This window comes from Corynebacterium kalinowskii (assembly GCF_009734385.1).
In the GTDB taxonomy this organism is placed as follows: domain Bacteria; phylum Actinomycetota; class Actinomycetes; order Mycobacteriales; family Mycobacteriaceae; genus Corynebacterium; species Corynebacterium kalinowskii.
Genome location: NZ_CP046452.1, coordinates 1,182,219 through 1,197,547 on the forward strand (window position 1 = coordinate 1,182,219; position 15,329 = coordinate 1,197,547).

Annotated in this window: 10 protein-coding genes; 5 read left to right on the plus strand and 5 right to left on the minus strand. The window is 57.9% G+C overall.

All coding sequences use genetic code 11. The annotated features are described in order from the left end of the window. Nucleotide 1: 1 nt before the first annotated feature. From dop to CKALI_RS05585, 5 genes are all read right to left on the minus strand, one after another. Nucleotides 2–1,444 carry a depupylase/deamidase Dop gene (gene dop / locus CKALI_RS05565; RefSeq protein ID WP_156192359.1) on the minus strand — a complete coding sequence of 481 codons (1,443 nt, stop codon included), beginning with the start codon at nt 1,442–1,444 and terminating at the stop codon, nt 2–4. Between the two features lie 3 nt (nt 1,445–1,447). Further along, nucleotides 1,448–2,980, minus strand: coding sequence for a proteasome ATPase (arc, locus tag CKALI_RS05570; RefSeq protein ID WP_156192360.1), 1,533 nt, complete (start codon nt 2,978–2,980; stop codon nt 1,448–1,450). A gap of 4 nt (nt 2,981–2,984) precedes the next feature. Then, nucleotides 2,985–4,157 carry an HNH endonuclease signature motif containing protein gene (locus CKALI_RS05575; RefSeq protein ID WP_156192361.1) on the minus strand — a complete coding sequence of 391 codons (1,173 nt, stop codon included), beginning with the start codon at nt 4,155–4,157 and terminating at the stop codon, nt 2,985–2,987. 97 nt (nt 4,158–4,254) lie between these two features. Next, nucleotides 4,255–5,094, minus strand: coding sequence for a tRNA (adenine-N1)-methyltransferase (locus tag CKALI_RS05580; protein ID WP_156192362.1), 840 nt, complete (start codon nt 5,092–5,094; stop codon nt 4,255–4,257). A gap of 10 nt (nt 5,095–5,104) precedes the next feature. Then, the gene (locus CKALI_RS05585) at nt 5,105–6,343 is read right to left on the minus strand and encodes a M18 family aminopeptidase (protein WP_156192363.1); all 1,239 of its coding nucleotides are present in this window, start codon (nt 6,341–6,343) and stop codon (nt 5,105–5,107) included. 85 nt (nt 6,344–6,428) lie between these two features. Here CKALI_RS05585 and CKALI_RS05590 point away from each other — a divergent pair, with 85 nt between their 5' ends. The 5 genes from CKALI_RS05590 to CKALI_RS05610 all read left to right on the plus strand — a co-directional run bounded on the left by CKALI_RS05590 (nt 6,429) and on the right by CKALI_RS05610 (nt 15,308). After that, complete coding sequence (locus CKALI_RS05590) at nt 6,429–7,550, plus strand: ATP-binding protein (RefSeq protein WP_156192364.1); 1,122 nt, start codon at nt 6,429–6,431, stop codon at nt 7,548–7,550. Then, complete coding sequence (locus CKALI_RS05595; protein ID WP_156192365.1) at nt 7,550–9,748, plus strand: DUF5682 family protein; 2,199 nt, start codon at nt 7,550–7,552, stop codon at nt 9,746–9,748. Before CKALI_RS05590 ends, CKALI_RS05595 begins: the two co-directional genes overlap by 1 nt. After that, on the plus strand, nt 9,741–10,835 hold the full coding sequence (locus tag CKALI_RS05600) for a VWA domain-containing protein (RefSeq protein WP_156192366.1): 1,095 nt from the start codon (nt 9,741–9,743) through the stop codon (nt 10,833–10,835). Before CKALI_RS05595 ends, CKALI_RS05600 begins: the two co-directional genes overlap by 8 nt. Before the next feature lie 239 nt (nt 10,836–11,074). After that, nucleotides 11,075–12,628: a hypothetical protein gene (locus CKALI_RS05605; RefSeq protein WP_156192367.1), complete on the plus strand. Its 1,554-nt coding sequence runs from the start codon at nt 11,075–11,077 to the stop codon at nt 12,626–12,628. Nucleotides 12,629–12,668: 40 nt separating this feature from the next. After that, nucleotides 12,669–15,308: a DUF4132 domain-containing protein gene (locus CKALI_RS05610; RefSeq protein ID WP_156192368.1), complete on the plus strand. Its 2,640-nt coding sequence runs from the start codon at nt 12,669–12,671 to the stop codon at nt 15,306–15,308. Nucleotides 15,309–15,329: the final 21 nt, after the last annotated feature.

The following is a 15,329-nucleotide window of genomic DNA, read 5'->3' on the forward strand; positions in this document are numbered from 1 at the left end:
ATTAGTCCTTTCCTTGGATCAAGTTTAGGGCGCGGGGGTCGTCGGCGGTGAAGGAATCCACTTCGGGCATGCTGATGCGCTGCTCATCGACGACCATGCTGTCCCAACTAGCGGCTAGAACGCGCTGGCTGTGGTCGCGCATCAGGGTGCCGCGGGTGTAGGCCCTGGTGTCTAGTGGCGGATTCTTCGCAGCGTGCAGGATCTCTTCCTCGGTGACCAGAGTTTTCATGCGCCCCTTGCGTACCAGGGCGTGGTACAGCGACTTAGCTGGGTCAATGTCACAGTATTGGAGGTCGATGAGCTGCATCTTTGGGTGGTCCCAGGTCAGTCCCCTGTCGACAAATCCCTGCATCAGGGCGAGCTTCGCGGTCCAATCCAGCAGGTGGCTCGTGCTAAGCGGGTCACTGTCCAGCATATCCAGCACCTGACCCCACAATTGGTGTTCGCGGGATCCGCCGCTGACTCGTCCGTGGTATTCCCGCAGAATTTCCACGGCGGTGAGCTGGCGGCCGTCTTTGAGCTGCAAGCGGTGCTGCAACGTCAGGTCCCGTGACACGTTTTGCACTTCTGCCACTGGGTTCGCCAGCGCCAGATCTTCGAATGAGACGCCCTCTTCGATGGCATCCAGCACCAGCGCTGTCATGCCCATTTTCAGGAAGTTCGCCGTCTGCGACATGTTCGCGTCGCCGATGATCACGTGTAGGCGCCCAAAGCGTTCCTCATCCGCGTGTGGCTCGTCGCGAGTGTTGATGATGCCGCGGTTGAGCGTCGTCTCCAGCGAAATTTCTGTCTCGATGTAGTCGGCACGTTGCGAAATCTGGAAGCCAGGTTGCTCTCCCCTAGCCCCTAGTCCAACTCGTCCTGCACCAATGATCACCTGTCGGGTGACAAAGAACGGGATCAGCGCCGCAGACAACACATCAAAATCGGTCGCCCTGAAATAAAGGTAATTTTCGTGGCTGCCGTAGGACGCACCCTTGCCGTCCACATTGTGCTTGTAGATCTTTAGCTCCGGGCACGGCGCGTGCCCATCCAGCGCAGACAGTCCCTGGCTGGTCAGTTCCGCAACGGCCACTACGGCCTCGCGCAGGATGATGTCGCCGGCTGCGTCGAAAAGCATGGCATCCCACGCGTTGGTCGTTTCCGGTGCGGAATACTCGGGATGTGCGTGATCGACGTAGAACCGGGCGCCGTTGCCGAGGACGACGTTGGCTACGCCCACGGCGTTCGGATCGATGACCGGTACGGTGTGGTAGCGCTTGAGGTCGAATCCGCGCAGGTCACGAAGGGGGTGTTCGCCACCGAAGTCCCAGCGTGCCCGCCGGGCGCTTATCGACGCCGCGTAGGCCACCACAGCGTGAGTGGAGGTAATGATCGGGCTGAGCAGCGGATCGCTCGGGGTGGCGATGCCGTACTCAGTTTCGGTTCCCATGAATCTTGGCATGTGTTATCCCACAATCTTTGCTGCGATGACTTTTCCGCCGTGGCGGCCGGTGATTCGAGCCCACTCGTCAGGGTTGGAGGTGTTCGGCAGGTCCTCGTTCTCGCGATTTTCAGTGTCGATCGCCTTGATCAGGTGATCTTGGGAGATGCCGGGCTGGCCACCTTCCAATTGGTCCTTGATTGCGAACTTCTTCGCACGACCGACGATGTTGGCGATCATGGCACCGGAAACAAAGTCACGGTAGTGCAGGGTTTCTTTGGTGCCGTCCTGCAGGGTGAGTTCGACGAACTGTTTATCTTCGAAGAGGTAGTCGGTGGCCTCTTGGATCAGTACTTCGGGGCGAGTGGCCAACGGGATATTGCTGGTCAAGTAGCGGGTGAAGATGTCTTTGGCCTGGTCTTTTCCTGGGCGGCTGACCCGAATTTTTACGTCGAGTCGGCCGGGGCGCAGGATGGCGGGGTCGATAAGTTCTTCGCGGTTGGTGGCGCCGATGACAATGACGTTCGAGAGCGACTCCACGCCATCGAGTTCTGCCAGGAGCTGTGGGACTACCGTGGTTTCGACGTCTGAACTGACTCCGGAGCCACGGGTGCGGAAGATGGATTCCATCTCGTCGAAGAAGACGATGACCGGGCGACCCTCGGCGGCAAGCTCACGGGCGCGCTCAAAGATGAGTCGAATCTGTCGTTCAGTTTCGCCCACGTACTTGTTCAGCAGCTCGGGGCCCTTCACATTCAAGAAGTATGACCCCTTTTGCACGCCAAGACGTTCGGCCAACGAGTGCGCAACTGCCTTAGCGATCATGGTCTTGCCACAGCCCGGCGGTCCATACAGCAATACACCTTTCGGCGGGCTTAGCTGGTAGTCCTTGAACAGCTCAGGGTGTGCGAACGGGAGCTCGACGGCATCCTTGATTTGCTCGATTTGTTCGTTCAACCCACCGACATCTGCATAAGTGACATTTGGGACGTCTTCCAGTGCCAAGCGGCTGACCTCAGTCTTAGGGATCACTTCGAAGGCGTAGCCGGATTTGAGATCTACGAGCAATGTGTCGCCGGGTCGGGGTTTGCGTTCTTGCTTGAGCAACGCTGCGGCCAGCCGGATGACCTGCTCTTCCCCCGCTTGGTTTGCGATGAGTGCGCGGTCCTCGTCAAAGCGTTCAGTGAGGGTAGCTAGCGTGCCTTCTTCGGTGTACCCGCAGGCTTCTACGACGACGGAGCCTTCGCCGAGTCGAACCTTCATACCCGGCTTCAGTGACTCTTTTTCCATCGCTGGATCAACCATGAGGCGCATCTGGCGGTTGCCGGTGAAGATCTCGGCGGCTCTTTGGTTCTCCGCATATTCCAGGAACACGCCGTAGGTGGAAGGCGGGGTTTTCAGGCCCTCCATTTCTTCGTAGAGGAGCGCTAATTTGTCGCGGGAGGCTTTGAGTAGCTCGGCGAGTTTGGTGTTGCGGTCTGCGAACTCACGGAGTCGGCCTTTGAGGCGGCGCACTTCTGCTGTGTGCTGTGCTTCTTCGGGCGTCGGGATAGTCATGTTTCTACGATAGCGTGAACGCTATTCGGGTTGGATGGCCATACACTACTTGCCAGCCGCCGGCTTGTTGAGCTGCTGGGGATTCATTGCGTTTTCGGGTGCCGTCGGCTTGTACCATGACGGCTCGACCTAGTTCCATTTCGAGGTGGTCTTCGAGCCAACTGTCGTCGATAAGCCTGTGGTGTTTTGGACACAGGAGTGCGAGGTTGTCGATGGATGTCGGTCCTCCCCGCGACCACGGCACAACATGGTGGGCGTCGCATCTGCTTGCTGGAACATTGCAGCCAGGATGTTGGCAGACCCCATCTCGGCCAAAAAGTGAGAGCCGTTGATGGAAGTTGGCAGATCTGCTGGCAGTGACCAGGGCCTTTACTGCGCCGTTGTGGTCGTGGACTTGGATGTAGTCGATGACTTTGTCACCACTCAGATAGTCAACGTCCATTAGATTGAGGTCGAGCCCCACATTGGTGCCGAACTTGACTTGCCAATCGAATTCGTCCCATTCCGTGACGCTGACGATCAAGGAGCAATGTCCGGTGTGGGAGCGACGGTCGCTGGATGCCCAACGCAGTACCTGTTCGAAAGCGTCGGCTTCGCGCTGCGTGATGGTGCGACGATCTTCGTCTTCATCTCGGGTAGCTTGGTCAGTCCGGAACGCTTGATCAATAAGGGCTTTGAACAGCGCTGCCGTAGCTGCAGGGGCGTAACCGTTGAACTTGCAACCACCGTGCTCGTCTTGGTTGCCCAGGGAAAAACGACGCTGGCGATACGCTTCAAACGGGTCCTGAGCCAGTTCCTCGTTTTCCTGGCGCACTAACTTCTTGGTGTACTCATGAGTCTGGCGCGGGGTGGATTTCAGCGCGGCCGCAGCTGCGAGCTGATAAATTTCTGTGCGACGCTCAGAAGATGGGGAAAGCTTGTCCAACGCGCCCAAGATGAGGTCCTGGTGCTCGACAGGTACGTCGGGATTCCACCAATTGTTGGCGCGTCGTTCGATGCGGTAGCCTTCGGAAGCACTGGCACCGGCCTTCTCCAGCTCCCTACGACTTTTTCCCGCGGCCATTCTGGTTTCGAGCCGGGCTACCACTTCCTTCAAACGAAGCAAATCGCCAAACGATTCGAAAGAATGATCGTCAACAAGCGCCTGTTCAAGAATTTGCGTGGCCTGTGCGATCATGGTTTCCCCCTCCCGGTTAGCTACCTAAATTCTACCACGCCAAAATTAGAACACAATAGCTAATAATGCTCTTTTTGGGGTGTGTGTATTCGATGAGCTACTTCCGCCCGCGTCGTTGCGGACGAGGAGCCACGGTGCCGTCGGCAAGCCTGCGTGCCCAAATCAGGAACGCGGTGTGGGCGTTCATTCGGTGTTCGGGGCGGGTGGCCAGGCCCTCGACCTTCCATTCGCGCACGAGGGATTCCCAGGCCTTCGGCTCGGTGAAGCACTTCTGCTCGCGGATACCTTCCATGACCTTCATCAGCTGTGGGACCGTGGCTACGTACGCCATGAACACACCGCCGGGGACGAGGAGCTTGGAGCTCACCTCGAGGCACTCCCACGGTGCGAGCATGTCCAGAATGATGCGGTCGACGGGCTGACCGCCGAGATCATCCAGGGTTACTTCCTGCAGATCTCCGAGCCGTGGCGACCAGTTGGCAGGGCGACCACCGAACCAGCCGTCCACGTTGGACTCTGCGAACTCCAGGTGATCCTCGCGGATCTCGTAAGAAACCAACTCCCCTTCCGGACCGATGGCGCGCAGCAGCGCCATGGACAGGGCGCCGGAGCCAGCGCCGGCCTCAAGGACGCGGGCGCCTGGGAAGATGTCGCCCTCGACGAGGATCTGCGCAGTGTCTTTCGGGTAAATCACGGCCGCGCCACGTGGCATGGACAGGATGTGGTCTACCAGCAGGTGGCGGAAGCACAGCCACTGGCCGCCCATGACGGATTCCACGACGGTGCCTTCATCGGCGCCGATGATCTTGTCGTGCTCAACGATGCCCTTGTGGGTGTGCAGGGACCCGCCAGGCTCCAGGATGATGGTGAAGTGACGGCGCTTAGCGTCGGTGAGTTGGACGCGGTCGCCCGCCTGGAAAGGTCCCGTATTAGCCATGCGCTGTAGTTTAATCGGCCAACGTCAGGTAAGAAAACAGCGCCTGTTCGAACCATTCGAGATCAGAAACGTGCGCCAATTCGCGCGCGGAGTGCATCGACAGCAGCGGGATTCCCACGTCCACCGTTTCGATACCCAGACGCGTCGCGGTGATCGGACCAATCGTCGAGCCACATGGGCTGTTGTTATTGCCCGCGAAGACCTGCGACAGCACGCCAGCCTCGCGACACGCGCGCTCCCACATCCCCACCGTCACCGCGTTGGAGGCGTACCGCTGGTTGGCATTGACCTTCACCACCGGCCCCGCGCCGAGCACCGGGTAGTTCACTGGGTCGTGGCGGGATGCGTAGTTCGGGTGAATCGAGTGCGCTGCGTCCGCGGAGACGCAGGTAGAACGGGCAAACATCTGCTGAGTTTCCTCAAACCCGCAACCCAAAGCAGCCGCGGTGCGCGACAACACCGTCTCCAAAATCGGTCCCGCCGCACCTGTGGTCGTTGCCGAACCGATCTCCTCATGATCGAAGGCAGCAAAGACGAGAATATCCTCACCTGCCGAAGCCCGTAGGAAAGCCTGCAACGACGCCCACACCGACGACAGGTTGTCTATGCGTCCCGCCGCGATCAGGCGCTTATCGACGCCAAATTCCGCTCCGCGCTGCCCGTCCACAGTAATGAGATCGTGGGCCACGATGTCAGCGGCCGAAACTTCGGCCGCCGCAGCCACGACATCGAGCACGGAAGTATCCGCAGACCCAACCGCATAAATCGGCTGCGTGTGAGCCTGGCGGTCCAGCGTCATCGAGTCATTCACCGAACGGTCCAAGTGAATGGCGAGGTGTGGGATGCGGAAGTCGGCTTCGGTCGCAACCAGTTGGGATGTGCCGTCGGCTAGCACAATCCGACCGGCAAGACGAAGTTCGCGGTCGAACCAGGACGCAATGATCGGCCCGCCATAGACCTCCACGCCTGCCTGCTGGAATCCCGCTGCGCTGAGATCTGGGCGAGGCTTGAGCTTGAAGCCCGGGGAATCCGTGTGGGAGCCGATGATCCGGAAACCCCGTGGCGAACCTGAGGGGATTTTCCAGGCGAGCACTGCCCCGTCGCGCACCATGTAATGACCGCCAGGAGCTGCTGACCAGGCGGAAGATTCCGACTGTTCCGTAAAGCCAGCGTCTTTAAAAGCGGCAGCGACAGTGGCCGCCGCGTGGTACGAACTCGGAGAAGATTCGATAAAAGAAAGGAACGACATACCTTCAAGCTTGCCACGGTCCCGCTAAACCTTGGCAATAATGGACAACAACACAGCGCAATACCGATGAGGAGTCACTAACGCAATGGCACAGGAGCTACAACGGCCACCCGCAGAGGTTCGATACGCAGCCGATTTGGAATTGCTAGCTCGTCTGGATGCAGAGTTGGGTCGGACCGCTCCCAAGGGTTGGCGGCTATCGGCACCCGCAGTGGTTGAGTTCATTGTCGGCCGAGGTGAACCTGGCGACAAGGACTACGTGACTCAAAAGTTCATCGGGCCGATCGCTCAAGTTCAGCGGTGCGTGGTTACGCTTGCCACCAACAGGGGTCTGATGTTGATCGGTGAACCTGGGACTGCCAAGTCGCTGCTATCTGAGCTGCTTGCGGCGGCAATTTCCGGCGATAGTTCCCTGACTATTCAGGGCTCTGCCGCCACAACCGAGGATGCTATTAAATATTCCTGGAACTATGCCATGCTGCTTGCCGAAGGGCCGAGCGAAAAAGCATTGGTGCCAGCCCCGATGTATCAAGGAATGACCTCGGGTGCCGTCGTGCGATTTGAGGAAATTACGCGCTGCGCCCCAGAAGTCCAAGATGCGCTGCTGTCGATCTTGTCCGACCGAGTACTCACCATTCCTGAATTTGAAGGGGCCCGACGCAACACTCATGCTGTTCAGGGGTTCGGGGTCATCGCCACCGCCAACACTCGCGACCGCGGCGTGAACGAGATGTCGGCAGCGCTCAAACGACGCTTCAACTTCGAAACCATCGGTGCCATTGGCGACGCTGACGTGGAAACCCAATTGGTCCAGCGGGAAACGGATTATGCGCTTGAGCGAGCCGGCATACCTTTCCGACTGCCCCACGATTTCACCGAGGTGCTCGTGAGCATTTTCCGCGAACTGCGTCGTGGAACCGCAGGCGGGACAGGCGTCGAACGCATGAGCTCAGCAATGTCCACCGCCGAAGCGGTTGCCGCAGGAGTTTCCGCAGGGCTCGAATCCGCATGGTTCGGATCCGGCACGCCAGGTGGAAAGGAACTCGCCGCTGCTATCGTCGGGACGGCGCTGAAAGATAGTAAGGAAGACATCGCCAGGTTAAAGGCCTACAGCGAACGCTATCTCCATGGTTCAAAAAATCCCCTTCGGGCTTCGCTCTATGAACACCTGGAACTTGATCACGTCGAAAAGCACACGCCCCGCTGATGAAGCACACCGTCGAATTTTTCGGGGTGCGACACCACTCCCCGACCGCCGCTCTGCTGGTTGCCGAGCGGATTAAATCGCGCCCTCCCGCCGCGGTGCTCATTGAAGGACCCACGGAATTTAATCCTGCTATCCAAGAGCTGTCGCTGGACCACACTCTGCCAATCATGATCTATTCTTGGGCGCCCCAAGACGAAGGGCGTCGCGGTGTCTACTATCCGTTGAGCAGCTATTCACCGGAGTGGCTTGCGTTGCGGGCAGCTATGGCAGCAGGAATTCCGGTCCGGTTCATCGACGCGCCGTTTTACCTCATCAACGATGACGAAGAACCCTCTCCAGCGTCCAATAGGGTCTCGGAGCTGTGCCGGAAGTTCGGCGTTGATGATCTGGACGCCGCGATCGACGAGCTCATTGATGTGGCAGGAAACCTCAGCTATGACGAGTACTGTCACCGCATGGAAATGCTCGGTTCGATATTGCGTCGCGAAGATGCAGCGGGCCAACAGCGTGAAAGGTTCATGGCTGATCGCATCCGAGAAATGCAGGCACTCACCGATGGCACTATCCTCGTCGTATGTGGTGCCGCGCATATCGACGGCCTGCGCGCCGAACTCTCCCATAACCAGCGGCCTGCACAATGGCAGCAGCCCGAAGACGACCGCTACGGTAGTGCGCTCACCCCCACCTCCTATGCCGCCCTTGACGCTCTCCGAGGCTATCGCGCAGGTCAACCTAACCCGGGCTTTTACGCCGCGCTTTTCGACGACCGCTCCCGTGGCATCCGCGGCACCGCCGAGCGCCTCCTGATGGAACTCATCACTGAGCTACGCCAGGCTAAGCAACGGGTATCTGTCGCGGATGCCATTGCGGTGCTAACTACCGCGCGCGGACTCGCTGCCCTTCGTGGCCACGACGAGGTGTGGCGCACTGACCTGCTTGACGCCATGACTGCAAGCCTTGTCAAAGACAACAGAGGAGAGGATCATCCCCTCATCGAACGAATCAGGACCCTCTTGCGTGGTACCGAGGTTGGAGCGCTGGCAGCAGGTAGCACTCGGCCCCCACTGGTGGTGGAACTGCTCACTGAATTGGAAACTTTAGGACTCAAACCAGAAGTGACGCAGCGCCTGGTCTCGATTGATGTTTCCAAAGGTCCCGCGCAATCTCAATTGCTGCACAGTCTTCTAGTACTGGGCGTTGCTGGGGTAACTCTGACAGAATCTGCCCAGCGTAATGGCGTGGAAACGTGGCAACTCGGTTGGATTCCTGAGTTTGAATCCACCTTGGTGGAGGCAGCACGTTACGGCGGGAACCGTGAAGAAGCTGTCATCACGAGGCTATTAGAACGTCTTGGTTTAGCTTCAGACGATCCAGAGTTCATAGCCGATGTATTGCTGGCTGCACTGCAGTGTGGCGTCCATGACTTAGTCCAGACCATCACCATGCGCTGTAGCTCGTTGATAGGCCAGGCACGCCAACTGACTTCGCTAGGCGCGGCGATGAACAAACTTGTGGATGCATATCGGTTTGGCGGGCTGTCAGGCAATAGTGAACTATCCGCAATCGGTGATCTCATCGTGGCAAGTCATGCACGATTCTGCGAATTGCTACTCGCGTTGCCTCCCGCATCCGACGAAGAAGCTACGGACATCGTGCTTAGCCTGCGGAGCCCGCTCCAAGCCATGGAGCGCGGCGCGAGTCTGGACCTATCAGCTACGATCTGGCGTACAGCGCTCGTTTCTACTGCCCGCGACCAAGAACAGGCACTGGCAGTGCGTGGAGCCGCGACCGGTGCCCTCTGGGTGATGGAGGATGTGGCCACCACACGCACCGGCGCGATTGAAGAGCAACTCAATCGGATCAACTCCCCGGTTGACCTCGGTGAATTTGTCTTTGGATTGCTCCAGCTCGCGCGAGAGGTGGTTACGAGACGACCTGAATTCGTCGACGCTCTCGACGAGGAGCTCGGCAGATTGTCACCGGCACAGTTCTTGGCAGCATTGCCTGGTCTGCGCCGCGCCTTTGCTGCATATCCGCCGCGGGAGCGCGCCGACATTGCGGCTAGGCTGCTAGGAGACACTGCTGTCAAAGCAGTTGCGGACTTTGACATCGACGAGTTCGCCCTAGCAGAAGTTATCTCCTTTGAGCATTACCTATTGGATCGACTTTCCGGCTACCTGGGAGTGGACAATGACTGATGAACGGACCACACGGTGGCGGCTCATCCTCGGCGAAGGTTCCGAAGTTCTGGGAGAAGTCGATGGGATCGCAGCCCGCCAACTGGAAGCACTCGACTTTCTCTATTCCAGAGAAACCACCGGAGGAATCGGTGGAATAGCGCCGTCGGCCCTGACGATTCCGACGTGGATCAACGAGATTAAGGAACTGTTTCCGACCGAAGTCTGCGAGCGAATCCAAAGTGATGCGTTTGAGCGCTACGGCCTGGCAGAGATGGTGACTGACCCGGAAATCCTACGCACAATCCAGCCTTCAGAGGCCCTTTTGCATGCCATCTTGAACACCAAGCACTTAATGAATGAAGAAGTCTTGGATCTCGCGCGCGACATTGTCCGTGTTGTCATAAACGAGATGATGGAAAAGCTGCGCAGTGAAATGCGGGAGTCATTAACTGGCCGAAAAGATCCACAGCGGCGCAGTCGCAGAAAAGTTGCGAATAACTTCGACCCCAAGGCGACTATCAGAGCAAACCTGAAAAACTACTCGCCAGAATTAGGCCGACTGATCATCAGTGATCCATTGTTTTCTTCGCGTTCGCGCAGGTACTGGGAGCGGTGGCGCATCGTGGTGGCAGTCGATCAGTCTGGTTCGATGATGGGGTCCGTCATCCATGCTGCCGTTTGCGCAGCGATCTTTGCTGGTATGCCCTCTTTGGATACTAGATTGCTGGCCTTTGACACCGAGGTCGTTGATCTGAGCAGTCACATTATTGATCCAGTTGAAGCGCTGCTGCAGGTACAACTTGGAGGCGGAACTTCGATCTATCGCGCACTGGAGTATGCCGAGTCTCTCATCGAAACACCGAACAAAACGATGATCGTGCTCATCTCTGACTTATTCGAAGGTGCGGGAGGTTGGCGAATGGAACAAGCTGTACGCAGGATGGTGGAATCGGGTGCGAAGGTGATGATCTTGGGCGCCCTTGATCAATCGGGTGCCGGCAATTACGACATTATGGCCGCACGGACCCTAGCGTCGCTTGGTGCCGAAGTTGGTGTCATGACCCCACTAGAGCTCGCCGATTGGGTCGCAGAGGTAATGGCATGATCCGGACAGACATCTTTGGGCTCAGTGAGTCCGTTTTGATTGATTTAACTAATCGAGGAACTCTGCGCAGAGCCCACAAGCTGCTTGAAACCACCACTGTCGAAATATCAACCTCGGATAACGGGAATGTCCATGTTGTACTAGGCGACAATCACTGTGAATTGCTAGCCAATAAGGCATTCCCGGATTGGACCTGCACATGCGTCAAAGCTACATCCTGTCACCACATTGTGGCGGCGGTGCTCGGCTACCAGCAAGCCTGCAACGAGCACGATGTTGTGGAAGTGGAAGAACAACCGACGCCGTCGGCAAGCGTGCCAATGGCTGGCCCCGCGGTGGGCACCGTCTTCCTGCGCGACGATGTCCCAATTGTTCGGATTGCCTTCCCGGAGCCCGTCACGGTCCGTTTTCTCCAAGGTAGTAACTTTGCTTATGCCCGTTGTACCTGCGCGGAGATAGATCCGTGTTCCCACGTCCCTATCGCACTTGCGCTACTGGATGCGCCCGATTCACCCGTGCGAACGATTGGAACGGACGATTGGTGCCCCTATCAGTCCGTACTCACTGCGGTCAGTACACAGATCGACACAATGTGTGCTGTCGGAATCGAGTCGAGCCACATGTCTCTTGTGAACAGTTGGCGCAGGGTTCGCGAGCGCTGTGACAGCGCAGGAATGCCGAATGCGGTCGAACTGATTGACACCATCGTTGATCTGCAAGAACGCCGTGAATCCAGAGACTGTTCCTTTGACCCAGATCGCCTGTTGAGTCTGGTCGGTGAACTCGCAGCCAGACTTGCAAGCTTGCAACTCGCAGAGCCGAATGTGCCGCACCGCTTGGTGGCAGGGGTTAACGCCGAGCCAGTGAAGCTTTCGCGCTGCCGACTCATCGGTCTCGGCACCGAGGTGCTCGCACTTCCCGGAGGTTGCGAAGTCGTCGCACACTTGGTGGATGCTCGCAGCGGATCTCCCATGACAGTGCGGAAGGTGGTCGAAGGTGAGCCTGCGAACCCAGTGAAAGCTGTTGTCAGTAACGTCCCGCTACACAACTGGGGAGGCGGCCAAGTACTCATTAACGGTGGCCGGAGAGATACCCGGGGCCAATTGAACGTGACGAGGTACAAGTGCCAAGCGTTCCCTGCCCCAGCCCTAACTGAACTGTTTTCTCCGTGGGCAGTCGATTCCTTCGCGGCGCTGGCAACCGACGGAGTTCCCGCAGCACTTGGTCCGCGCACAGCCGGCAGTGGCATCTGCGCGGTGAGAAACGTCCAGCTAGTCGCGTGGGGGCACGATGTTCGCACTCGAGGAATCGTCGGCACTCTGGTTGACGGCGCTGGCCATGACGCATCGTTTCGTTTTGCGCCACACATCGGCGGACTCGATGCGAACGCACTTGCTGATTTCTGCGCGCAGCACGAACATCAACAGATCTCGATTTCTGGCCGATGGCGGACGCAGCAAGGACGAATGGTTGTTGATCCATTTCTGTTGATCGGTGAGCTCGGTAGCGTTCAACCGCATGTGGGCGAGACCGCAGAAATCACGGAATCAGTCGGCATCGCCGCAGCACAGGTGTCTGAATCTGCGGCTACCCGCGTACATAAAATTTTGTCCGAAACACTCGGGCATGTCTTGGTTGCCGGAACCGAACGATTACAGCGTGATCCCGACTTTTTTCCATCTCGCGCGCGGCAGCTCCGCAACCTCGGATCCTCATGGTTGGCTGGGCTTGTCGACGCCCACAGTCCGGAAGCCATCAGGAGGCTGTTGTTGGCCGCGGCATTGGCTGAGTAATTCCCTGCCGTGACCATAAGGGTCGGTTATCATCGGCTGCATGGATTCGCAGCTTTGCCTTAAAGATGAAATCTTCATAGATCTACTCTGGTATGAACAGGTCTGGAACCTGGCTGACCCAGTCACAGTTCCGGAGTCAACGGTGTTCGATGCTGACTCGGCTCGAGAGCGTGCCGATCAGATTGCAACGCACCGCTATTCGCCGTGGTGTCTGAAGGGCTGGCATTTCTCCGAGGCACCCGTCAATGGGTACCCGTCGCAAGAAGAAGCAAAGTGGTGGCTCGACTACCTTGCCGACCCTGAACATCAGGACCCAAAGGAACCCCACTGGAGTCATACCTTTTCTCCGCCGGCAGCGCTGTATTTGCTGCTGCATTGCGCAGCCGACCCAGATCAATGCATTAAGGTCTATCGGGATAGTGTGTTAAATCCGTCGCGAGTCGGCTCCTACGACATCCTGCGAATTCTAGGATGGCGCTTGGTATGGAAGCACCTCACCCTGGACCAGCGGGAGCAGCTCTATCGTCTCACGAGCGATGCCGACAACACCACACAGTTTCTAAACAAACCGGTGCAACGTGCCGCGGTGCTCAGGGCTGTCTTAGTCGGCGACACTTCAGCCTGCGAACCGCACATTGAAAAGGCGCTGCGGGACGTGGCAGCTGGTGAGCCGACTTCGTTGTTAGAAACATCCATGATCTACTTTGCCAAGAGGGTGGAAGATCGGGTGAAACTGGGCAAACTGATCAGTATTGCTTCCACTCCTGAAGACGCGCTGCTCTGGATCACCAACACCGGACGTCTCGGGTTTGCACAATTGGTCAATAGGTTCAGCGAACGCAGCAAGGATGAGGCGAAACCCGTTATCGACGTCCTCGGGCAACGTCTCAGCGGCGCGGGCGTAGTTCCACTATTCGCCCAGCTGGCTACCACTAAGCACGCGCAACCAGCAGTTGCTTGGCTCGGCAAAAACACCGATCTGATCTTGCAGGCGCAATTGACGGCTGAAGAAATCCAGGGTGTACAGGCGACTGTGCGCATGATGGACGTCGAGAAGCTGCGTGAGCATCGGGACGCGGTGTGCCCAGAGCTCGCCAAGCTTATCGGCGACATCATCGCCGAGTCCGAGCTGCCAGAGTTTGATCCCACAACTGATTGGTGGGCCGAGGTCGCGTACCAGGGCAAAGCGAAGAAATTGCCCTCCTACGCGCAGGCCGCAGCTTTGCCACCCCTCATCATCGACGGGGCACGCTTGGCAGATTCAGAGAAGGAAACACTGCTCAAGGCGATGCAAACGGAAGACCGCACGTTGCCTATTTTCCAGGCGTTACGAGAGCGAGTACCAGCCACGGTGCTGGATTCGTTCGCAGTGCAGTTGTTGCAGTTCTGGCTCAATAACGGTGCGGTGGCCAAGGACCGCTGGCTCATGACCGGCGCTGGTTGCATCGGTGGAGATGATTTCGTGCTCACGCTTACCCCGATGATCCGCGAGTGGCCTGGCCAGTCCCAGCACAAGCGAGCCACTTATGGCCTTGATGCGCTTCGTAATGTTGGCAGCAATCACGCGTTGCAGCAGATCGCGGGCATTGCCGCCAAAGTGAAGTTCGCAGGGATCAAGAAGCGCGCTGGCGAGGCGATGGAGGAAATCGCGGCGTCGCTGGGGCTGAGCCGAAATGAACTCGAGGATCGAATCATCCCTGACGGTGGCCTCGATGAAACCGGACGTCGGGTGTTTTCTTATGGCCCACGGCAGTTCGTTGCGACTTTGACCCCAGAGGGCAAAGTTGTCGCGCGCTTGCTGGACAGTGATGGCCGTCCGACCGGCAAGCCAAAGACTTCGTTGCCAGCACCGAACAAATCTGATGACCCGGAACTCGCAGCCGAGTCGAAGAAGGAATACTCCCTCCTGAAAAAGAGCTTGACCGCCGGAGCGAAGATTCAGAAGATGCGTTTTGAAGAGGCTATGGTCACGGGGCGCCGTTGGAGTGGTGAGGACTTCAACAGCTACTTCGCTCCTAACCCAATGGTCCGCTCGTTGCTGTCTGGAACAGTATGGGGTGTGTTTGACGGTGAGCAGCGCGTGGCGCTAGGTCGCTTGGATGAGACCGGCGAGCTTATCGACGCCAACGACGAACCCATCGACATCAGCGACAGCGTCCTCACCATTGCTCACCCGGCCGAGCTTAGCGACGCCGAAAAGTCTCAATGGGGCGAAGTATTCGCAGATTTTGAACTCCAGGAAGCATTCCCGCAGCTCGGTCGCGTAGTGCATGAGCTCCCGGCAGATCAAGGTGACGAGTTGGAGCTAAAAGGTGTCGCAACTGCTCCGATCGATTCGCGTCGCTTTGTCGGGGCTCTCAAGCGTGCGGGATGGACTCGGGGTGCGGTACTCGACAACGGTGCTTATGGCGTGTTCTACCGCTATCTTGACGGAGCGGATATCACTGCGGTGGTGCAGTTCGATCCACTTTCTGTGGAATACGAATTCATGGAAGACGAAACGGAAGTAAACGGCGTCTATTTGCTGGCTGGCAAGTTTGATGCCGATGATCTGAATTATGGGCAGGCGCCGTCTTCTTCTTTGAAACAACTTGCATCATGGAACTACCAGCCGTGGCACGTGCTGTCCAAGCCACTCGCTAGTGAAGCTATCGCTGCCGTACGTGCTGCTGGGGCCTAGTCGAAGCGAGCGAGCAGTTAC

What these genes read in the sequence shown, in the direction of transcription:
- CKALI_RS05580 (WP_156192362.1), bottom strand. Translation starts at nt 5,094, where the DNA reads ATGGCTAATACGGGACCTTTCCAGGCGGGCGACCGCGTCCAACTCACC.
- arc (WP_156192360.1), bottom strand. Translation starts at nt 2,980, where the DNA reads ATGACTATCCCGACGCCCGAAGAAGCACAGCACACAGCAGAAGTGCGC.
- CKALI_RS05600 (WP_156192366.1), top strand. Translation starts at nt 9,741, where the DNA reads ATGACTGATGAACGGACCACACGGTGGCGGCTCATCCTCGGCGAAGGT.
- CKALI_RS05610 (WP_156192368.1), top strand. Translation starts at nt 12,669, where the DNA reads ATGGATTCGCAGCTTTGCCTTAAAGATGAAATCTTCATAGATCTACTC.
- CKALI_RS05595 (WP_156192365.1), top strand. Translation starts at nt 7,550, where the DNA reads ATGAAGCACACCGTCGAATTTTTCGGGGTGCGACACCACTCCCCGACC.
- dop (WP_156192359.1), bottom strand. Translation starts at nt 1,444, where the DNA reads ATGCCAAGATTCATGGGAACCGAAACTGAGTACGGCATCGCCACCCCG.
- CKALI_RS05590 (WP_156192364.1), top strand. Translation starts at nt 6,429, where the DNA reads ATGGCACAGGAGCTACAACGGCCACCCGCAGAGGTTCGATACGCAGCC.
- CKALI_RS05575 (WP_156192361.1), bottom strand. Translation starts at nt 4,157, where the DNA reads ATGATCGCACAGGCCACGCAAATTCTTGAACAGGCGCTTGTTGACGAT.
- CKALI_RS05585 (WP_156192363.1), bottom strand. Translation starts at nt 6,343, where the DNA reads ATGTCGTTCCTTTCTTTTATCGAATCTTCTCCGAGTTCGTACCACGCG.